This window comes from Chelativorans intermedius (assembly GCF_025398255.1).
GTDB classification, from domain to species: domain Bacteria; phylum Pseudomonadota; class Alphaproteobacteria; order Rhizobiales; family Rhizobiaceae; genus Chelativorans; species Chelativorans intermedius.
The window spans coordinates 1-19,741 of the sequence record NZ_JAODNW010000030.1; the positions used below are offsets into that span (position 1 = coordinate 1).

The window sequence follows — 19,741 nt, forward strand, 5'->3', positions numbered from 1 at the left end:
AGCGATGCCGCCCGCGCTGGCGCCACGACCATCATTGCACTAACAATCAAATTGGACCCGTCCGTGGGGGCCGATCAGGGGCAGTTCGGCGCCATCGAGATGGGTTCGATGTTCTCGGTCGTGAAGGTACGCGAGGGGCTTTCAGCGACCGACTATTCCGATCCGGGTTGGTACGAGCACCCGGAGGGAACCGTCGCCTATGAATGGACCGGGAACGTTCCCGCCCCGGTCAAGTCCGGCGACGCAAAAACGATGACTCCGGCAAGTCCCCACGGCGGTCACGGCAAGCAGGGATGAATCCACCCTCCCAATCAGCAAAATCAAGGAATGGAACGACATGAAACAACTGATCATGGCCGTCGCTTCGATGGCGGCACTCACAAGCATCGCATATGCCGGCGGCAATCATGCCGGCGGCCACGGCGAAGCCGACATGATGGCGATCGGCGAGCCGGGCGATGCCGCCGCGGCGGGGCGGTCCGTGACCATCACCATGAAGGAGAACGACGACGGCGCGATGGTCTTCGAACCCGCCTCACTGAAGATCGAGGAGGGCGAGACCGTCCGTCTGACATTCGTCAATGAGGGCGAACTGGAGCACGAGTTCGTCATGGACGTCCATGAGAGCATCTTGGAGCACAAGGCCCTGATGGAGAAGTTCCCCGAGATGGAACACGACGACCCGAATGCAGTACGCCTGGGTGCCGGCGCAAAGGGGAAAATCGTCTGGACCTTCTCCAGGGCCGGCGAGTTCGAGTTCGCCTGCCTCATTCCGGGGCACTACGAGTCCGGAATGAAGGGCGACATCATCGTCACCAACTAGTAGCCATCTGAACAGGAGAAAATACCATGAAACTCATTGCAAGGCTGATTGCAGCTCTCGCGCTGACGGGCACCCTCGCCGGGATAGCCCTCGCTGCCGAATATACCAAGGGTGAAATCAAGAAGATCGATACGGCACAAAAAAAGCTCACCATCAAACATGAAGAACTGAAGAACCTCGATATGCCGGCAATGACCATGGTGTTCGTTGTCGCCGACGATACGATGCTCGACAAAGTCAAGGTGGGCCAACCAGTTGAGTTCGTTGCCGAGCGCGTCAACGGGCGCCTGACAGTCACCGAAATTCAACCGTAAACTGTGGCCGCTGTGGGCCGGCGTTGGAGATCCGCCCGCAGCGGCTTGTCCCGTTGTCACTCGTCCCTCGGAAGTAAATACGACCTGCTCCTCGTCTCGGTGCTCGCGAGTCTCCCGGCCGCTTAGCAGGCGGCAGCTCACTTCCGTCGCTTCTACTGGGTATGATAAGCCGCTTGGACAATTCCGTCAGGACACGGGCGCCCCGCAGACCGTCCGCCAGAGGTCTTCCTTCCAACTGGCTAAGTCCGGGGAGACCGAATCTGCCCCGACCGCATAGTCGAGTCCTCCGACAAGGACCTTGGCCGGGGCGCTGCATCTTACGCGCGCGCCGTGACTCACAGAATCCTCATAGACAATGGCACCCGCTGCATCCAACTCGGTCAACTTGATCATCACATCAAAGTCGTAGCGACCGTCTGCCGACAGTGCTTTGTCGGCCACACTGAGGCTCACCGCCGTTGCATCCGGGAAATAGGCTGTATGAAACACCACAGGTTCCGCTGCTGCGGCGGTCGTTGTGATCAGAGCTCCTGCCAGAAGAGATTGCACATACATTGTCTCCTCCCTGGATCTGCAGGGGACATCATAGCACATTTGGCGGCGAAAAATGCGGGTTTCGGATCAAGAGTGTTCACCCTTCCCTCGGCGGAGAGGTCCAGACAGAACCTTAATGTGAGCAACTGGCGGGGAAGACAGCACCACCGGCTGGCATCTTTCGGTCAACGCCGAGACCGTAGGCAGGCCGTCCTAGGACCGACGAGTAGGACGACGTGGGTCGCAACAAAGCTCAACCCCGTTCTGTCAGTCCGACCGGGGTTGAGCCGTTCTATGTCATCTTACGTGTCGACGTCTGCTTCTGCTACGGTGATCGGTCCGTGCATGCCGGCTTCATAATGGCCGGGGACATTGCAGGCAAATTCAAATCGCCCGGTCTTGGAGAAGGTCCAAATCAGTTCTCCCGTCTCACCTGGCTTGAGGAACACGGCGTTGGCGTCGTCATGATCCATCATGCGGGACGACGACGCCATCATCTCCTTCATTTTGGCGCGATGTTCCGCCTGCGTGGCCTGATCGCCGATCGTGAAGTCGTGATTGAGCTCGCCACCATTCTCGATCACGAAACGAATGGTCTCGCCAGCGCGTACTTGCAGGCTGTCGATCCCGTAGCTCATCCCGTCCGCGGTCAACTCGATGGTACGGTCGACTTCAGCGGCACTGCCCGGTTTGCCGAAGCTCACGGTGCCATGGCCTGCATCGGCCCAAGCGACGGATGCCTGGACGAGAAGCGAAGCACCGAAAGCGGCGGCAATGGGGAGGTTGTGAGTGGAAATTTTCATCATGACAATCTTTATCCTGAGTTTGACGAGTGGATGACGGTCAAAGCTGAGAGAACAGCTCTGACATGCGTTTCTTTGCTTTGGGAGGGAGCTTGTCTGCGGCGTCCGCGGCCGCGTCGAGATTGGCTGGATCGCCGACCACGACAAGAGCGACCATGCCCAGGCCAACATGCGGTGTGCATTTGATGCCGTAGACACCCGGCTCGGTCAGGGTGATCTCGCCATCCTTGTTGAACGGGACATTGATCGGCTCGGCCCCAGCGGGAAGCATGCCGTCTATCGAGACCGCATTGTGCCCTTTGTCTGTGGCGGCGATCCTCAACGTATCGCCGGGTTCGACCCGAACCAATGGCGCGGAATAGACGAACCGCTCATCGCCCTTTTTGTTCAGCATTTCGATAGTCGCCGTTTCCGCCGATGCCGAAGCAACACCAGCCCCAGCCGTGGCGGCGGCGCACAACAAGGCTACTCGCATGTGTTTTGCGCGCATTCCATTCTCCAAATTCATATGTTCGGTTGAATATCGACCGCTCGACAGCTGCGTTTTGGACGCACGGAACGGCCGCTTCTAAAGGAATATGTGGATCAGTCTCGCGGCACCGGCGGGTCGATTCCTAGTAAGAATCGTCGTAGTTCGTGCTCAGCAAGCGAAAGTTCAAATCCCCCCGCGTTAGTCGTCTGCGCGGAATCCGGAACTGGCTTTAGAGCCAGCAGCGCGTGCGCACAGGAAATTTTCGCCGGGCAATGACCAGTGCTTTGCCCTCGCGAATGGCCATGGGCGTCACCCTGTGTTTGCGCAATCGCGACTGCCCCACCCATATGCCCATGTGCGATGGCGGACATCTGGGTTGCGATCAGTCCCAGGACAATCATGAACGTGAGGAGAATCTGCCGCATGCTTAAAGGAGCGCAATTCCTTGGTCATTTCATCATGGTTCGTCTCGCTACCAGACAGCACGAATGTGATAAGAATGTGCAAACTCGAGGCTTGTTGTTTCCCCGGGCTCGCATTTTCTCATGGTCCCTCCGGTTCAGGAAAGCCAGTAGGCAGCGAGAGCGTCGCGGCTACAGGGTTGGGATGAATCGGGAGAGGTAGAGAGATACCGTCGCGCTTATCGGTAACCGCGACCCACGCGATGTCGCATAGCTCCGCCGCATGACACTCGCCCTCAGCGGCGGTGCATTCTAGCCGTGCCTCGATCCTTCCAGGAGATATCTACAGTCGGCACCGCGACAACGCTGTGGCCCTTCATCGACAGCATGCAGCCATCTGCTGATATCAGCGCCGTCGCAACGATCGATCTAGATCTCACCCCGACCAAACCTGGCCGGCGCGTTATCGTCAAATGGCGAGGAAGGCCCGTCTTGATCGTCCACCGCACAGAGGCTCTCATCGTACAGGCGCGCGCCGACGACGCTAAGCCGGATCTGATCGAGCCGGCCCTCGACAGCACGCGGGTTCACCTGCCCGAATGGCTTGTTGTCGTCGGTGTCTGTACACATCTCGGTTGCATTCCGCTTGACCAGAGCGACGGCGATCCGCGCGGTCCTTTCGGCAGCTGGTTCTGTTCGTGCCACGGTTCGATCTATGACAGCGCCATACGATTTCCAAGACAACCTCGGGGTACGGATTGGCTGACGCACCAGAACGGCTGAAGAATTAATGCAGGCGAAGATCACAACTATATAAAATCTTCGTGAGATAAGCCGCATCTAGAGTTCGAAATCATGAAGCGACGGAACGAATTTCCGCCCAATTTGCAGAATGACAATATGAACTCTGAGATAAAAATGAAAACGGGACGGAGAATGACCATGAATGCGTTCCAACGAGCGATTCTCCTTGACCGCAGGAGATTTCTTCGCCTTAGCGGTAGTACCGCTCTGCTCGGACTGGCTGGCTGCGCGACCAATCAAGTGCCCCATTCATTCGTCCAGGAGTCGGTCTCGGCAATATCCACGGAGGGCGGTTTTGGTCCCGGAACGGCACCCGACTTATCATACTACGCGTCAATGTATGCGGCGCGCCCCAACGAAAGATTTCCGCTTCCCGCTATTCCGGTCGAACGCATCGACCCGATTTACTTCAGGCAGCTGGTTGATGATCCTACCGGCGAGCGGCCGGGGACGGTGGTCGTCGATACCGCCCATCACTTTCTCTATCTTATCCGCGAGAACGGCAATGCGATGCGCTACGGCGTTGGTCTCGGCCGCGCGGGCTTTGAATGGGCCGGTCGCGGTGTCATCCAATACAAGCGCGCCTGGCCGCGCTGGACCCCGCCCGACGAAATGGTTGCCCGACAGCCCGAGCTTGAGCCCTACAGTATCGCCAATGGCGGCATGGAACCGGGCCTCACCAATCCGCTCGGCGCGCGCGCGCTCTATATCTTTCAGAATGGCAAGGATACCCTCTACCGCATTCACGGTTCGCCGGAATGGTGGACAATCGGCAAGTCCGTGTCATCGGGCTGCGTCCGCATGTTCAATCAGGATGTGATCGATCTCTATGAGCGTGTCCCCAACGGCACGCCGATCCTGGTAACCAGCCTCGGCTCGACCACGCCAGATCTGTTGGGTTGAGCGTCTTCTTTAGCTTGCTTCACGCCACGGCAGGCCACCTGCGGCGGCGCAAGTGCTTTCCGAGCCGATAGACAAGAAGGACGGTGACGATCGCGAAATAGACGAGCGGCTATGTGGGCCAGGATTTCACCACCAGCAGATAGTGCACGGCCGCCGCTGCGGCTGCCAAATAGACCCAGCGGTGAAGCTTGGTCCAGGCGCTTCTCATACGCCGCATCATGATGTCCTTCGATGTGGCGGCAAGCGGTTCCAGGATGGCAAGGGCCAGCATGCCGAAGGTGGTGTAGGGGCGCTTGACGATGTCGGCCGCGATCGCCTGCAGGTAGAGCCGTTAGACGATCAGCATTCTATGTCGCGAAATGCAGAAGGGCATAGTAGGATGCGAACGTATCTATCATGAGCACGGATCCGGGGCGTCGATTTCCTCCATCACTGGATAGGTGAGGGAGTCCGCAATTGGGTGGTTGGACTAAGCCGCTCGCGCGGCAATGGCGCCTGTGATGAGCGTTTTGCCGTGATCTGAGCGCAGTGCATTTGAGGACGGGTAGTCCTGTCTGACGATTGGGGTCTTCTCAATCATCAGACAGGAGGTTCCTATGAAGGAGGAGAGGACCACCCCACTGCGCGCGCGCATGATCGAAGACATGCGTATCCGTGGAATGGGCGACAAGGCTCAGGAGGCCCATATTCGGGCCATCAAGGATTTCGCTGGGTTTTTGAGGCGATCTCCGGACCTCGCTACACCCGACGATTTGCGCGCCTATCAGCTGCACATGACGAATGCCGGGGTGTCACCCTGGATGTTCAATTCTCGGATTGTCGCGCTGCGGTTTTTCTTCGGCATCACCTGCGGTCGCGAAGAGATGAAGCGGCATATGCAGTTTCAGCGCAAACCGCGCAACCTACCCGTTGTCTTGAGCGTCGAAGAGATCGCCGCGCTTATGGCTGCGGTTCCCGGGCCGGGTCTGAAGTATCGCGCTGCGCTCGGCATCAGTTATGGCGCGGGATTGCGGGCCTCAGAGGTTTGCCACCTCAAGGTCATCGATATCGACAGCGAGCGCATGTTGATCCACGTCGAAGAAGGCAAGGGCGGCAAGGATCGCAAGGCCATGCTCTCGCCGGCCTTGTTGGCTTTATTGCGCGAGTACTGGCGGGAATCGCGGCCGCGGGGATGGTTGTTTCCGGGCCAGCCGAAGATCAATCCGCTGTCGCCGCGTCAGCTCAATCGAGCCTTCACCTCGGCCAAGCAAGGCGGGGATCGCCAAGCCCGCCACGCTGCACACCTTGCGCCACTCATTCGCCACGCACCTTCTGGAGGCCAACACGGATGTACGGGTGATCCAGGTTCTGCTCGGCCACGCCAAGCTGAGCACGACGGCCCGATATGCCCATGTCGCCACGAAGATGATCCGCGACACCATCAGCCCCTTCGAGCACCTGAAGCAGTTGGAGGATCAGACCCTTATGCGTCGGCTGGAATGACACGCCGCCGGGGTGGCCCGGCCGAAGCTGGAGATCGCTGACATCTTCCGTGCCCATGGGCCCGCGTGGCGGCAGGCCAATGCGGGGCATGTCAGCCTGAGCCAGCTCAAGGTCATGTCGGCGATCGAGGCCTGCCGGACGGAGGTACTTGGCGGGCATGTGGCGGCCTGCGCCAAATGCGGCCACCAGCATATCGCCTACAATTCCTGCAAGAATCGGCACTGTCCGAAGTGTCAGGGACCCGCCGCGCGCGACTGGATGGCGGCGCGGATCGACGATCTGCTGCCGGTGGAATATTTCCATGTCGTCTTCACTCTGCCGGCACAGATCGCGCAGATCGCCTATTGGAACAAGGAGGCGGTCTATGGGCTGCTGTTCCGGGCGTCGGCCGAGACGCTGACCACCATCGCCGCCGATCCGCGTCACCTCGGTGCCCGCATCGGCATGACCAGCGTGCTGCACACCTGGGGCTCGGCACTGACCCATCACCCGCATGTCCACATCATCGTACCCGGCGGCGGCCTGTCGCCGGATGGCACGCGCTGGATCGCCTGCCGTCCGGGGTTCTTTCTGCCCGTGCGGGTCCTGTCGCGGCTGTTTCGACGGTTGTTCATCGAAGGGCTGCTGGCGCTGCATAGCGCACGCAATCTGGTCTTCTTCGGTGATCTGGCCGGGCTGGCTGAAGCCGACACCTTCGCCGCCTGGCTTGCCCCCTTCCGCACATCCGAATGGGTGGTCTACGCCAAGCCTCCCTTCGGCGGGCCGGAGGCCGTGCTGGCCTATCTCAGCCGCTACACGCATCGCGTGGCCATCTCCAACAACCGCCTGATCAGCGCCGATGCCGAGACGGTCACCTTCCGCTGGAAGGATTACCGGATCAAGAATCGAGACCGTCAAAAGGTCATGCGGCTGGCCACCGGCGAGTTCATCCGCCGCTTCCTGATCCATGTGCTGCCCGATGGTTTTCACCGCATCCGTCATTACGGATTTCTGGCCAGCGCAGGCCGCAAGGCCGCAATCGCAAAAATCCGCGCAGTGCTCACTACGGAAACGGCCAAACAGGATGATCCGCCAAGTGCCGAGATCGTACCGCTCACCCTGCGCGAGCCATGCCCAGCCTGCGGCGGTCCGATGCGCATCATCGAGATCTTCCGACGCGGCCAGAAGCCGAGATCCCGTGCCCCACCAAGGGAGCAGGCAGCATGACGAGCCGCCCGTCACAGCGGCCAAAGCTGACCCGGAAAGACACGGCGCTCCGGGATGGCATCGGTTTGCGCCACATAACGCTGAACACCGCAAGACCATCGAACACGACAGGAAGGAGACCGTCAGACCTGCTTCCGATCAGGTCATCGCACGCCCTCAGATCGGCCCGTTTGCTTCTGCCGCCAGCGTCGAACTCCACAACAGACGTCCGCACCCGCGCGCTTTCGCCATAGGTCCCGCCCACCCCCGCGGCTTCCTCCTTCCAAGGTTTGTCAACGCGGGCCGCCAACGCCAGCGACCAACGTCGCGCTGCGGCCCGCATCGAAAAACCTTCAGGGCAATGTGCATGACGGCTTCTGGGTGGCTAAGCTGGGATCGCGGCCGTTAAGGTAGCGGCCTCGCTCGACGGCAACGCGCCCCTCTCAGACGTTCGCACCGGGTTAGTCTTCGCCTGAAAGCGGTCGTTCGATCAGCGGGCGGGGATCGGCAACATCACAGAAGTCGCTCTATAAGACACTGAGGAAGTCGCAAACACGCTAAATTGGATGATCAACTTGCCGTTAGGCTCAAATCCCAACGCAACTAGTGGCCCATCACTATCTGAAGGGCACAGACTACACGGAGAGGCGGCGCTCGCCGTCTGAGTGGGTCGCGCTGTGGTGCGGCTTCGGCTCGGGTGCCGAGTATGTCTACATCTCTGCCGAAGGCGCGCTGAAAAAATGAGACGTCTGCGGCACGGCTGAATTGGTATCTACGGCCGGGCGCGGCCTTCGTAGAAGAAGGCCATGGGCCTCGGGCCGCGCGCATATTCCGTTTCGATGCTCGTGATGTCGAAGCCGGCGGTTTCGATGAGACTGCGGATCGGCCGGTTGAGATGGCAACCGCCGCCGATTCGGGTCCAGAGCGGCGTCAGGCGGTTCTGCCATCGCCGCACACCTTCTTCGGGCGCCAGGCCGTGTTCCACGAAGAGAAGCTGCCCGCCGGGCTTCAGCACCCGGCGCATCTCTTCGAGTGCCTGAACCGCCTGAGGAATCGTGCAGAGCGTCCACGTCGTCACGACGGTATCGACACTCGCCTTGTCCAGGGGGATTTTCTCGGCCGAACCCTCGATGAAGCTGACGGGCGCGACGGAACTGCCCGCAACGCGCTGGGCCATTCCGATAAGTCGCGGCGAGGGTTCGATCCCGAGAACTTCGCTTACCTGCGGGCCGTAGACGGGCAGATTCAGGCCGGAGCCGATGCCGACCTCCAGCACGCGGCCTTCTGCGGACGACACCACGCGCTGACGATAGGGCACGAGATAGCGGTTGCGCATCGAAAGATGCACCAGATGCGGCAGGATGCGTTCCTCATAGAAGCCCATATGTCCCGCTCCATCGCCGTTCTTCCCGGCTCCATCGCCGGCAGCCGGCCTAACGCCTCAGATACCTGATCAGGGCGGCTATGGCGAGGATGACAAGGACGATGAGGAGCAGCCAGAGCAGCCCCGAGCCCCACATCATCCAGCCCACGCCGTCCATGCCCATCGCTGGACTCCCGCTAACGGTCGGCGCTGGCCGTGCCAGGCTCCTTCGAATTCGCTGCGATCGTTGGCGGCTGCCAATCGCCGCACGCAGCTTCGATGTGTCGGCCGAGGGCGAGCGCAACGTGCTCCTGCCATGGCCGTGCGGCGACCGGCACCCTGATCGGCAGCCCGTCTGCCGAGGTGCCTGCGCGCACGGTAGCGACGGGCCAGCCGGTGAGGTTGAAGGCGGTGGCATATACGAAGCCGCGGACCACGTCCGGTTGGAGCGCCTCGCCATGTCGCGGCGCCGGAAAGGCGGCAACCGGGCAGATCAGCGCGTCGTACTTTGCCATGAAGGCATGCATCGCAACGCGAAAGGCGTCGAGTTCGAAGATCCTGGCAAGGAGACCGGCGCTTGACGTCTCGTAGGGCGCGGCCAAATCCAGGAAACGCTCGGCCAGCGGGTGCAGCTCGGTCGTTCCAAGCGTCTGCGCAAAGCCGCGGATCATGGCGCCGCCATCCGCACCGTAGAGGCCGAAGAAGAGGTCGTAGACGCGATCGAGACCGGGTGGACGCGCCTCTTCGACAAGCATACCTTCGTCCTTGCAGGTTTGAGCGGCTCCATGCACCGTCTTGGCAACGTCAGCATTGGAGGGCATGGTCCCGTCGTCGGTATAAAACGCGATGCGTAGGCTCCCAAGCTCGACCTCATCAGGGTCGGCCATTGCCACCGGGGCAACCGACGGATCCACTCCATCGGGTCCGCTAATCACCGAGAATGCCAGGGCGAGGTCGTCGACGTGGCGCGCCATCGGGCCATGCTGCCAAACATAGGCATAGCAGGATCGCCGGAGGTCTTCGGCACGCGCCCGGTCGTCGGCTTCAGCGCTGCGATGCCGCAGCAATGCGCCGGAATGCGCAGGCTGCCGCCGGAATCGTTGCCGATGCCGAAGGGCGAGCCGCCGACGGCGAGCACGGCAGCTTCGCCTCCGCTGCTGCCGCCTGGAGTCCGCTCCAAGTCGTAGGGATTGTTCGTTCGGCCACACAAGGTTGTCGGTCTCCGGTGCGAGTCCCAGTTCCGGCATGTTGGTCTTGCCGAGCACGATCGTTCCGGCCGCGCGCAGCCGGCGGATTACGGTTGCGTCCTGCGGCGGCACGAAGGCGGCGCGGCCGGTCGTTCCCATGGTGCTGGCGAGCCCAGCGACGTCTATGTTGTCCTTTACCGTGAAGGGCACGCCATGGAGCGGTCCCATCCCGCCGCCGCGGGTGAGCGCTTCGTCCGCCGCTCGTGCCGTGGAGCGCATCCGGTGCGCGCTGGACGACGGCATTGATAGCGTCATTCGTTGCCTCGATCTGTTCGAGGCAGGTGGTCACCACCTCCCTGGAGGATATTTCCTTGCGGCGAATAGCGTTTGCGATGGTGTATGCCGTTGCTGATGTCAGTTCCATGTCGGACCCCATGGGTTTGAGCTCTGCGTCCAACCAGTTCTGCGGACGTATGTTCGGCCTCAGTCAATCTTGCCTAATGGGAGTGGTCGCCGCTTCCGCCGCAGCCGTCCGAAAGATCCCAGACCTCGGCTACCTGCTCGCCGGTGAAACCGTGCTCCCGGATGAGATACTTCGCCAGGCCGCCGTAGACGTGCCAGCGCCAGCATTGGCAGCAGCAGGGCCCCTTTTCGTCGGAATTCTCCATCGCGAAGCCGTAGGCGGCCTGCTCATGAGGCGCGAGCGTGTCCGCGTAGCGGGGCAGAAGTTGTTGCGCGAGACCGCCCGGGATGTCGTAGGGGTCGGGCGGGATCAAGGCGATGTCATTGTATTTCCTGAGCCCCTTGACCTGTTCGATGTAGCGGTGCTCGTCCATCGGACTGCAGCATGAACCTTGCAGCCGCGCCGTTACCGGCATCGTCGCGATGGATTCCATGAACTGCCGCGAACAGTTGCTATTGCCGTTTTCACTCAGATAGGCAAAGTGCGCTTTGAGCGCGTCATCGCCGGCTTCCGGGGCTGCAAGGCCCTCTCGCGCCGGCATGACAGCTCCAAGCCCAAGGATCACGACAGCCAGGGCTTCGATGATCATCCGGCGTGGTCGGAATGTGCGAGTCATCGCCAGGTCTCCTCAACCGATCTTCGAAAGAATGGGGAACTGCTCGAGCAGCCAGAATGAGAAGGTCGTCATGGTGCCGGTCATCATCGCCACACCCATCGCGATCATGATCGCGCCGGCTGCGATCTGCAGGAGGCGTCCAGTGCGCTTCATGCCTTTCAGCCGCTTGGCGAGGCTTTCGGTGAAGAGAGCCGACAGCAGGAAGGGTACACCGAGGCCGACCGAATAGATGCTGAGAAGCGCAATGCCGCTCGAGGCCGTCGAGGACAGCGCACTGACGGTCAGGATGGCGCCAAGCACGGGTCCGATGCACGGTGTCCAGCCGAAGCCGAAGGCGAGGCCGAGCATGAACGCACCGATCGGTCGTCCGCCGGCAAGCCTGCCGTGCAAGCGGAACTCCTGCTGCAGCCACGGCAGCCGCACCAGGCCGGTCATGAACAGCCCGAAAACGATGATGATGGCGCCGCCGACGATATTCGTTTCGTAGCGGTAGGCGAGAAGAAGGCGGCTGATTGCCGTCGCACTCGCTCCGAGCGCAACAAAGACGGTCGAGAAGCCGAGGACGAACCAGGTGCTGAGAAGCAGCGTCGAAAGGCGGCTGCCGATGGACCTGGAAGGCGCGCCCGCGACGGCGGCATTGCCGGCGACATAGGAGATGTAGCCTGGAACCAGAGGAAGCACGCAAGGCGAGAGGAAGGAAATCGCGCCCGCCGCGAGCGCTGTAAGAATGCCGATGTTGGAGATCTCAAACACGGGCTCAACCCTCGGGATTCTGGCGCGCATCGGCGATGAAGCGTTTGAGCGTTGCGAGATCGACCAGCCCGCGAATGATTTCATCGCCGACGACGAAGGTCGGGGTGCCGGTGATGCGCAGATCGTCGGCAAGTGCGCGATTGCGTTCGATCGCCGCCGCAATCGCGGGATCCTGCATGTCCCGCTTGAGCTGCTCGACGTCGAGGCCGACATCGCCTGCGATGGTCAAAGTGGAATTTTCGCCGATCCGACCGGGAAAGCCCATCAGGGCATGATGAAAAGCGTCGTATTTGCCCTGCTTCAGGGAAGCAAGCGCTGCCCGCGCGGCAAATTCCGAACCGGGACCGAGGATCGGCCATTCCTTGAAGACGAGTTTCAGATTGGGATCGTCTTCAATGGCCTGCCGGATATCGGAGGTCGCCTTCCGGCAGTAGGGACAATTGTAGTCGAAGAACTCGACGAGAACGACGTCCCCGTCCGGATTGCCGGCCACCGGCGCCGTTGAGTCGTTGAAGATCTCGTCATGACGCTCGACAATCAGCGTCTGCAACTCGTTGGCTTCCGCCTGCTGCCGGCGTTCCTCCAGCCGTTGAAGTGCCTCGACGACGACTTCAGGGTTATCAAGAAGATACTGCCGCGCCTGTGCTTCGAAATCACGCGGGACCGACCGTCCGACGTCGAGCGTGCCGGTCGCAACGAGCAATGCAAGCACGGCCACGAGGACCGCGAAGGCGGAGAGGATCGTTGCAGCAATGCCGGAGGACGGTTTAGACATGGCGTCGCCTCCGTTCGGAGCCGCGTGCATCAGCGGAAAGTTCGCTCTTGAGATTGCGGGCCATGGGGCGCGCCCACCAGAAGCCGAGAAGGGGAATGACAATCCATTGGGCGAGCGGCGATAGGCCGATCTCAATTCCCGGGATGACCGGCATCAGCTCCGAATAGGCCCAGCTCTCGCGGATGACGGTGTTCAGCCACTCGCTGAATACCGTGTAGACGAAGCCGAATATGATCGCCAAGCCGGCAACAGTGCGATAACGGTGCTGCGGCCAATCCGAATCCCCTGCCAGGAACAGCGCGAGCATCAACGACGAGAGAGCGATCAGAAGGTCGCCACCGGTGCAGTGGAGGGCGGCAAAGGCTGCGTCGCCAGCCGTACCCTCCGCCCACAGGGTGTAGAGCGGCAGGTGAAGGACCTCCCAAGCGAGGTTGGCGACGGCTACGAACAGGAAATACCGGCGCATCGTCAAAAGCCACGGATGTGCCGTCAGAACAATGCGCTTACTTTCGCGAGCATCGTTGCCGATCATTCGCCAGCCCCCGTCAATTCGGCGGCCCTGACTTCATGCCTCGACATGTACTCCTTCAGCGCCTCCGGTCCCTTGTCGAAAAAGGTGTAGGAGAGCGTGATCGTGGTCACCCGGTCGAGGTTCGGATCTTCCTCTATGGCGGGATCGACAAAGAACGTGACTGGGAACTCCTTTTCTTCCCCGGGCATCAACAGTTGTTCGGTAAAGCAGAAGCACTCGACCTTGTTGAAGTAGCTCCCGGTCTGTTGCGGCACGACGTTATAGATCGCGGTACCCAGGATCGGCCGATCGGTGGTATTGCGCGCCTTGTAGGCCACGAGCCCGCTCTCGCCCAGTACGAGTTCGACCGGTTTCGGGGCCTCGAAGACCCACGGCATGCCGGACGCGACATTGGCGTCGAAGCGCACCATCATGCGACGTTCCGACCGGGTTTCGGGGGCTTCGGCGACCTGTGTTGTGCCGCCGTAGCCGGTCACCTGGCAGAACCACCGGTAGAGCGGCACCGCCGCGAAGCTCAAGCCAACCATCGCAAGCACGAGAAGGCCAAGAGATATGGCGGTCCAGCGCTTTCCTCCCAGGGCGACCCAGGAGCGGGCTGACTTTTGCGATTGCTCGTGCATGCGCACCTCGTCCGTATGCGGCAGAACCGGGTTTCGGCCGAAAACACTTGTTCGTTTGCCAACCCGGCGGCTATTCCTCCGCATAAACCTCCGGCTCTGCGGAGATCGTGTAGATCTTGAACGGCTCGGGCTTCGGCCCAGGCATACCCGGTGCACCGGTCGGCATACCCGGCAGTGAAATTCCCCGAATGTCAGGTTCTTCCGTCAGAAGCCGCTTGAGCGTGTCGACGGGCACGAGGCCTTCTACGACATAGTTTCCGATCCGCATCGTATGGCAACCGACCAACGCGTCCGGCACATCGGCCATCTTCTTGATCTGCGCCATGTCGTTCGTGTTCTGCAGCGTGATCTTGAAGCCGTTTTCTTCCAGATACTCGGCGTACGCGTCGCAGCATCCGCAGTTCGGGTTCTTGTACAGGGTTCCTTCTGTCGGCATGCCTGCATGGGCCATGGAGACCGTCAGTCCCATGACGGCCGTGAGGAGAGTGAGATAGCGCATTACTGGTGTTCCTTTTCCATTGAGGATTTCGTGGTTTCGGCGGGGAAGGGTTCCTCGAGACTTTCCTCCCGCTGGTACTGTCGCTGCTCTTCGGTCCAGAGCGATTTCAGATAGGCGATCACATCCTTGATCTCCTCATGCGTAAGGATGTCGCCAAAAGGCGGCATCGTGAGGCGGTCCGTCTTGTTGAACGGATCGCGCCAGCCTTTGCTGATCATCGCGTAAAGGTCGGCATCGGAGTGCCGCCAGGTGTGCCCTTCGGGATCGTGGGGCGGTGCAGGCAGCTCGCCGAGCTCGTTCTGTTCGCGCCAGCCGGGCGCGCCTTCCGCCTTGGCTCCATGGCAGGACGCGCAGTACTGCTCGTAGATCGCCCGACCGTTCTCGACCTCCTCCGGATCGAGGGCGGGCGTCGCCTCGGCGGCGGCGTTGGCAGTCACAATCGTCAGGAGGAGGCTCATGGCGAATGTCTTACCTGTCACCGGCCGGTTCCCACGTTTCGGCCCCGTCGCCGCTCACGAACAGCGCGCCGTCGCTCGCCAAAGCATAGAGACCGCCGGTCTCCGACACGGCCAGGGCGAGGGCCTCCTTCGGAAGGGGCGCGATCTCTTTCCACGCCTGCCCTCCATCCGTGCTTTCAAAGACGCCTTCCTTTGTGGAGGCGAAGAGATTCTCGGGCTTCCGCGGATCGTAGGTCAGGCTATGGACTGGGCCGGACAGTTCGCCAGCGTCGCGCCAGAGGCAGAAGCAATCCATGGAAACGCGCGCGCCGTCCGCCGTCGCCGCGTAGAGCCAGCCCGTCTCCATGCTTCCTTCCATGTTCGTGTGGAGCAGCTGCCGGATGCCGTCGATGCCCTTGTCCATCAATTTCCAGCTCTTGCCGTCATCCTGGGTGCGATAGATGCCCTCGGCTGCCACCGAGGCATAAAGCGTGTCCGGTTCTGTCGCGTGGGCGGCCAGCGCCGTTACCTGCTTGCTCGGCAGCGCCTCTCCGATATCAGCCCAGTTCTTTCCGTTGTCGGTCGTTCTCAGAACGCCTGCCTCGGGTCCCGCGACGTAGAAGATACCGTCCTCCTTGGCCGCCACTGTGACGGTGGTGACGTGCCCTTTCAGCGACGGCAGCGGGACCGTTGTCCACGTTCGCCCCTGGTCGTCACTGCGGGAAAGTTCGCCGTTATCGAGTTTCAGGAGCGTGCCTGCTCCCGAGTCGTAAGCCAGGCTTTTGGACGGCATGCTTTGTCCGTCCAGCTGACCCGCGTAGGCGGCATTATGCGCCGCCAATACCGAGACAAGCGCCACGACGCAGAACCGTGCCAGCGCCGCCTTTACCTTCGATTTTTTGTTATCAATCGTCATGTGCTGTTCCAGATGAAGTCGCTACAGGAGCGAGCGAAGTTTCGACCACAGGGAGGGCTCGGGCTCGTGATGCGGTACGTTCACGTTGATGAGCCCGTTGATGAACAGGACCATGTTCGTCGGTTCGAAGCCGAGCCCATGGAAATTGGCCACCCACCGTCCGTTCTGGTCGATGATGTGGGTCACCACGCTGTGCACCTGATATCCGTCCTCGGTCACGGTGAAGCCGTGGCCGAACCGTTCGGCGAACTTGCGGGTTGTGTCCTCGGGCTTATCGGGCCCGCTCGTCAGAAAGAGCCAGTTTGTTGCGGGATCCAGGCCATGGACGGGACCATAGCCTTTCAGCACCTCCGGCGTGTCGCGTTCGGGATCGGTGGTCACGGTGACGAACTCGACTGATCCTTCATCGGTGAAACGTTCACCATCTCCTGCATCTCGCCGATCAAGTCGGCGTGCAGCGGACACACGTCCGGGCAGCCGGCATAGATGAAGTGCAGGACCACCACCTTTCCTCGCAGGTCCTTCAGGCTGACCGGCTTGCCATCAGCGTCCTGCAGCGCGAAGCCCGGCGCCGCCTGGTCCTTGGTCTCGAAGTATTTTTCCTTGTCGTAGAGGTCCTGTTTCAGGTCTTCCAGCGAATGGGCCGACGCTGGCGCGGGAGCCAGGACCAGTGCGGCCAATGCGGCGGCTGCCAATACGTGCGTCCGGAAAGGCATGGACGTTCTCCTTGCAATCCAAAGGGTGAAGGCGGGCCCGCGAGCGACGGCCCGCCTTCTTCCTCAATTCTCGGTGGTCGGCTGCTCGCCCTCTTCGGATGGCATGTCCATGTCCGACATCATGGCCTGCATCATCTTGTTGCAGTTCCCCATCATCTCGTTCATCTGGGACATCATGCGCATCATCGGCATCATGCCCATGCCGTCGCCCTGCATGCCCTGCATCATCTCTTGCATGTCCTGGGATTGCGCCGGCTGCCCGGTTTCCGCATTGTCCTGGGCAAACGCGACGGGGATTGCGGCAATGCCCGCTACTGCGAGCGCGACCGCCAAGGCTTTCGATCTGTTCATTGGAGCTTCTCCCTTTCTTGGGTTTCGGTTTCACCGGTCTGCCCGGCCTCCATGGGGCTGGCCTCGATCTCGATTTCGACAGGCTGCCCGACGGGCTGACGTGGAGCCTCGATTGCCAGTGGCTCCAGCGCCTGATCCGCTACGGCCGTGCCGGCCGTTACCGTCGGAAGCGCTTGATCGTTCGCCTGAGCCTTGGAGCAGGACCCTGCCTGGGTGCCGCCCGTGGAAGAACAGGCCTTCATCGTGCACAGGCCCAAGGCGCACATGATGGCGCAGGGCGCGAGCGCGATCAGGATCGGTGCCACGCCGGCCAGCACCAGCCATGGCCAGCTAAACCACAGGGCGGGGATCGCAAGAGCGACAGCCGCCGCAATGAGGCCGCGCCAGCCGCGAAGCTGGTAGCGGATGTAGCGGTATATGTCGGCGCTGAGTGAGGTTTCTTGTGCCGTGTTGCTCATCGTTGGTCTCAATCTCCTCTCGGTTCCAAGTGGTCTTCATGACAGCTTTCGGGATCGACATCCGACGCCCGGCGCGCGCTGGGAACCTGCCGAGGGCCGGGTTTGATTTCTGCGAAGGAGAGAGCGAACCATTTCATGCTCCACCTCCCTCGGAAGGGTCGCCAAAGCGGACGAGTGCGTTGCGAATGGTTTCCGCCATCTCCTTCGGTGGAGTGCCGTAGGAGAAATGGGTGAGGTATTCGCCTTGAGGCGACATCAGGTAGGTGTTGGATTGATGGGAGACCATGTAGTCGTCGCTCCCCTCGACGGGCTGTTTCTCGTACCAGGTGCGGTATTCCTGGGCGACCGCAGCGATCTGCTCAGGCGTTCCGGTCAGGCCCACGAGCCTCGGGTGAAACGCCGTCACATACTCGGCCAGCACCTCCGGCGTGTCGCGCTCCGGATCGACACTGATGAAGAGCGGCCGCACAGCGTCGGCGTCTTCCGCGAGGAGGTCCATGGTTTGGGCGATTTCTGCGAGCGATGTCGGGCAAATGTCCGGGCAGTGGGTAAAGCCGAAAAAGACGAGAAGGTAATTGCCCCGGAAGTCCGCTTGCGTGACGGCCTGACCGGTGTGGTCGACCAGCGTGAACGGTCCGCCGATCGGCACTGAGCCGGGCTCGACGAATTCCGACTGACCGTTCGACATGGAGAGCGCGGGAGCAGGTTCGCGCATGAAATACGCCGTGACAAAGGCCCCCGCGGAAGCCACGCCCGCGAGGAGAACGCCGATCACCACACCTTGAACCAACCTCCTATTCATAGCCTTTCGCTCCGTTGCTTCCCGGTGATTCCGCGGAGATCGCGTCAGCCTGCGTGGCGGCGGTCGCTGACGGCAGCTTGCGCCGCAGAAGGGCGACCATGTCCGGGCTGTCCCACTCGGCGGGGCCGACCAGACGCCCGAGTTCCCGTCCCTCGTGGTCGAGGAGCAGCGTCGTGGGGATGCCGAGGGCTCCGAGCTCTCGCGATGCCCGGCCGCTTTCGTCGACATAGATTCCGAGTTCGCTCAGGCCGAGCTCTTCATAGAACGCCTCGACCGCCGGCAGGCCGCCACGGTCGATCGACAGAGGAACGACCTGGAAATCGGGGCCGCCCAGCTTTGCCTGGAGCCGGTCGAGCGAAGGCATCTCCTCCCGGCAGGGGACACACCACGTCGCCCAGATGTTGAGCAAAATGGTTCTGCCCCGGAAATCTGCGAGCGTTATGTCGCTTCCGTCCCCGTCGACGAAGGAAAGCGCCGGCACGGATTGCGGCTCGTCATGAAAGGCGAAAGAGCCGGTATTCCCTTGGTCCTGGGCAGTAGCCGTGGCGTCGCGACCCGTTGTCGCCGGCTCTGAAACGGGCGCATCAGAGAACGTCGCGTATAGCCCGGCCCCCGCCAAGGCGGCGGCGCCAACAACGAAAAGAAGAGCCGCGGGCCAACGGATGCCGAGCACGGTGGTCCTCATTGCCGCAACTCCGCAATCAGCGGCGCGATCCGTTCGCGGTAGACGGAAGGCGTGACGGCACCGACGTGCTTGTAGGCAATCTTGCCTTCGGCATCGACCACGAACGTTTCGGGAACGCCGTAGACGCCCCAGTCGATCGACACCCGGCCGTCACGGTCACCGCCTGTCCGGGTATATGGATCACCCATGGTGTTGAGCCAGCGTTTCGCATCCTGCGGCCGGTCCTTGTAGTTGATGCCGTGGATCGGAACGGCTCCGCTTCTTTTGATCTCCATGAACACGGGATGCTCCTCACGGCACGCCGTGCACCAGGAGGCAAAGACATTGACAAGCGAGACCTCGCCGCGGAGATCTGCGCTCGAAAGTCCGAGAGAGCGCCCCTGAACCGGGGGAAGGCTGAATTCCGGAACTTCCTTGCCAATCAACGCCGAGGGTATGACCTGGGCGTTGCGGCTCAAGCCCCAGCCGAGCACGATCGCCAGCGCCGCAAATGTGCCGGCCGGCAACATCAGGAGCGCGCGGCGGCGTCCGACAGACGGCGGTGCATCCTTCCCGACCGCTTCTTCTGAAACAGACGTCGGATTGCTCGCCTCGATGCGAGCCATGTGCAGTTCCGAGGACATTTTCCTCACCGACTTGGTCTGAGGTCCTCGTGCAGGGAAACCCGCGAGGAACCTCGATTCCAATAGGCCGCACGTAGAAGGCGTGCTTGCCCGGACTCAAGAACGATCAGCCGCACCGCACGGTGCGGATCATCCTAGGCGAGGATGTCGGATCTGGGAGGGAAGGGATCGGGTGTCCCCTGAAACCCGCTGAGGGTGTCAGCGTACGGGACATATGTCAGCGC

Annotated in this window: 26 protein-coding genes and 2 pseudogenes; 7 read left to right on the forward strand and 21 right to left on the reverse strand. The window is 61.5% G+C overall.

Translation table 11 applies throughout. From position 1 onward, the window contains the following. The 3 genes and pseudogenes from NYR58_RS17895 to NYR58_RS17905 form a co-directional block, all read left to right on the forward strand. Positions 1–297 (forward strand): annotated as a pseudogene (locus tag NYR58_RS17895) (hypothetical protein); the annotation flags it as partial. Between the two features lie 40 nt (positions 298–337). Continuing rightward, positions 338–823 carry a cupredoxin domain-containing protein gene (locus NYR58_RS17900; protein ID WP_261522523.1) on the forward strand — a complete coding sequence of 162 codons (486 nt, stop codon included), beginning with the start codon at positions 338–340 and terminating at the stop codon, positions 821–823. Between the two features lie 26 nt (positions 824–849). Next, entirely contained in the window at positions 850–1,137 is a 288-nt protein-coding gene (locus NYR58_RS17905; protein WP_261522524.1) for a copper-binding protein, read from the forward strand. Between the two features lie 186 nt (positions 1,138–1,323). Here NYR58_RS17905 and NYR58_RS17910 read toward each other — a convergent pair whose 3' ends face one another. The 3 genes from NYR58_RS17910 to NYR58_RS17920 all read right to left on the reverse strand — a co-directional run bounded on the left by NYR58_RS17910 (position 1,324) and on the right by NYR58_RS17920 (position 2,964). After that, positions 1,324–1,692 carry a hypothetical protein gene (locus NYR58_RS17910; RefSeq protein WP_261522525.1) on the reverse strand — a complete coding sequence of 123 codons (369 nt, stop codon included), beginning with the start codon at positions 1,690–1,692 and terminating at the stop codon, positions 1,324–1,326. A 281-nt stretch (positions 1,693–1,973) separates the two neighbouring features. Next, entirely contained in the window at positions 1,974–2,477 is a 504-nt protein-coding gene (locus tag NYR58_RS17915) for a cupredoxin domain-containing protein (protein WP_261522526.1), read from the reverse strand. 37 nt (positions 2,478–2,514) lie between these two features. Next, a complete protein-coding gene (locus NYR58_RS17920) occupies positions 2,515–2,964 on the reverse strand; it encodes a pseudoazurin (protein ID WP_261522527.1) in 450 nt (149 codons plus the stop codon). Between the two features lie 692 nt (positions 2,965–3,656). Between NYR58_RS17920 and petA the strand changes: the two genes are divergently transcribed. Beyond that, on the forward strand, positions 3,657–4,130 hold the full coding sequence (petA, locus tag NYR58_RS17925) for a ubiquinol-cytochrome c reductase iron-sulfur subunit (RefSeq protein ID WP_261522556.1): 474 nt from the start codon (positions 3,657–3,659) through the stop codon (positions 4,128–4,130). Positions 4,131–4,283: 153 nt separating this feature from the next. Beyond that, the gene (locus NYR58_RS17930; protein WP_378074724.1) at positions 4,284–5,054 is read left to right on the forward strand and encodes a L,D-transpeptidase; all 771 of its coding nucleotides are present in this window, start codon (positions 4,284–4,286) and stop codon (positions 5,052–5,054) included. 109 nt (positions 5,055–5,163) lie between these two features. Here the strand turns inward: NYR58_RS17930 and NYR58_RS17935 are convergent, their stop codons facing one another. Then, a complete protein-coding gene (locus NYR58_RS17935) occupies positions 5,164–5,376 on the reverse strand; it encodes a ferric reductase-like transmembrane domain-containing protein (protein ID WP_315903349.1) in 213 nt (70 codons plus the stop codon). Between the two features lie 274 nt (positions 5,377–5,650). On the opposite strand from NYR58_RS17935, the pseudogene NYR58_RS17940 reads away from it, so the two are divergent. Continuing rightward, positions 5,651–6,536, forward strand: a pseudogene (locus tag NYR58_RS17940) (tyrosine-type recombinase/integrase). A 12-nt stretch (positions 6,537–6,548) separates the two neighbouring features. Beyond that, positions 6,549–7,742: an IS91 family transposase gene (locus NYR58_RS17945; RefSeq protein ID WP_261522528.1), complete on the forward strand. Its 1,194-nt coding sequence runs from the start codon at positions 6,549–6,551 to the stop codon at positions 7,740–7,742. Positions 7,743–8,493: 751 nt separating this feature from the next. On the opposite strand, the gene NYR58_RS17950 is transcribed toward NYR58_RS17945, so the two are convergent. The 17 genes from NYR58_RS17950 to NYR58_RS18030 all read right to left on the reverse strand — a co-directional run bounded on the left by NYR58_RS17950 (position 8,494) and on the right by NYR58_RS18030 (position 19,499). Then, positions 8,494–9,105 carry a class I SAM-dependent methyltransferase gene (locus tag NYR58_RS17950; protein WP_261522529.1) on the reverse strand — a complete coding sequence of 204 codons (612 nt, stop codon included), beginning with the start codon at positions 9,103–9,105 and terminating at the stop codon, positions 8,494–8,496. Positions 9,106–9,281: 176 nt separating this feature from the next. Then, the gene (locus NYR58_RS20675) at positions 9,282–10,586 is read right to left on the reverse strand and encodes an amidase (RefSeq protein WP_261522530.1); all 1,305 of its coding nucleotides are present in this window, start codon (positions 10,584–10,586) and stop codon (positions 9,282–9,284) included. Positions 10,587–10,768: 182 nt separating this feature from the next. Further along, complete coding sequence (locus tag NYR58_RS17960) at positions 10,769–11,350, reverse strand: hypothetical protein (protein WP_261522531.1); 582 nt, start codon at positions 11,348–11,350, stop codon at positions 10,769–10,771. A 12-nt stretch (positions 11,351–11,362) separates the two neighbouring features. Continuing rightward, a complete protein-coding gene (locus NYR58_RS17965) occupies positions 11,363–12,103 on the reverse strand; it encodes a cytochrome c biogenesis CcdA family protein (RefSeq protein ID WP_261522532.1) in 741 nt (246 codons plus the stop codon). A 4-nt stretch (positions 12,104–12,107) separates the two neighbouring features. Beyond that, positions 12,108–12,878, reverse strand: a complete 771-nt coding sequence (locus NYR58_RS17970; protein ID WP_261522533.1) for a DsbA family protein — start codon at positions 12,876–12,878, stop codon at positions 12,108–12,110. Beyond that, positions 12,871–13,410, reverse strand: a complete 540-nt coding sequence (locus tag NYR58_RS17975; RefSeq protein ID WP_261522534.1) for a hypothetical protein — start codon at positions 13,408–13,410, stop codon at positions 12,871–12,873. The genes NYR58_RS17970 and NYR58_RS17975 overlap by 8 nt, the downstream gene beginning before the upstream one ends. Continuing rightward, positions 13,407–14,030 carry a cytochrome c oxidase assembly protein gene (locus NYR58_RS17980; RefSeq protein WP_261522535.1) on the reverse strand — a complete coding sequence of 208 codons (624 nt, stop codon included), beginning with the start codon at positions 14,028–14,030 and terminating at the stop codon, positions 13,407–13,409. Before NYR58_RS17980 ends, NYR58_RS17975 begins: the two co-directional genes overlap by 4 nt. Positions 14,031–14,100: 70 nt before the next feature. Then, positions 14,101–14,529 (reverse strand): DUF411 domain-containing protein, encoded by a 429-nt coding sequence (locus NYR58_RS17985; RefSeq protein WP_261522536.1) that lies wholly within the window; start codon positions 14,527–14,529, stop codon positions 14,101–14,103. Beyond that, complete coding sequence (locus NYR58_RS17990; RefSeq protein WP_261522537.1) at positions 14,529–14,987, reverse strand: c-type cytochrome; 459 nt, start codon at positions 14,985–14,987, stop codon at positions 14,529–14,531. Before NYR58_RS17990 ends, NYR58_RS17985 begins: the two co-directional genes overlap by 1 nt. 10 nt (positions 14,988–14,997) lie before the next feature. Next, a complete protein-coding gene (locus NYR58_RS17995; RefSeq protein ID WP_261522538.1) occupies positions 14,998–15,882 on the reverse strand; it encodes a VPS10 domain-containing protein in 885 nt (294 codons plus the stop codon). Positions 15,883–15,903: 21 nt separating this feature from the next. Then, positions 15,904–16,263 (reverse strand): SCO family protein, encoded by a 360-nt coding sequence (locus tag NYR58_RS18000; protein ID WP_261522539.1) that lies wholly within the window; start codon positions 16,261–16,263, stop codon positions 15,904–15,906. Then, the gene (locus NYR58_RS18005; protein WP_261522540.1) at positions 16,260–16,598 is read right to left on the reverse strand and encodes an SCO family protein; all 339 of its coding nucleotides are present in this window, start codon (positions 16,596–16,598) and stop codon (positions 16,260–16,262) included. Before NYR58_RS18005 ends, NYR58_RS18000 begins: the two co-directional genes overlap by 4 nt. 63 nt (positions 16,599–16,661) lie before the next feature. After that, positions 16,662–16,931, reverse strand: coding sequence for a hypothetical protein (locus NYR58_RS18010; RefSeq protein WP_261522541.1), 270 nt, complete (start codon positions 16,929–16,931; stop codon positions 16,662–16,664). A gap of 14 nt (positions 16,932–16,945) precedes the next feature. Beyond that, entirely contained in the window at positions 16,946–17,407 is a 462-nt protein-coding gene (locus NYR58_RS18015) for a hypothetical protein (RefSeq protein ID WP_261522542.1), read from the reverse strand. Positions 17,408–17,540: 133 nt separating this feature from the next. Further along, complete coding sequence (locus NYR58_RS18020) at positions 17,541–18,197, reverse strand: SCO family protein (protein ID WP_261522543.1); 657 nt, start codon at positions 18,195–18,197, stop codon at positions 17,541–17,543. A gap of 4 nt (positions 18,198–18,201) precedes the next feature. Beyond that, a complete protein-coding gene (locus NYR58_RS18025; RefSeq protein ID WP_261522544.1) occupies positions 18,202–18,894 on the reverse strand; it encodes a TlpA family protein disulfide reductase in 693 nt (230 codons plus the stop codon). Further along, the gene (locus NYR58_RS18030) at positions 18,891–19,499 is read right to left on the reverse strand and encodes a DsbE family thiol:disulfide interchange protein (protein ID WP_261522545.1); all 609 of its coding nucleotides are present in this window, start codon (positions 19,497–19,499) and stop codon (positions 18,891–18,893) included. Before NYR58_RS18030 ends, NYR58_RS18025 begins: the two co-directional genes overlap by 4 nt. Positions 19,500–19,741: the final 242 nt, after the last annotated feature.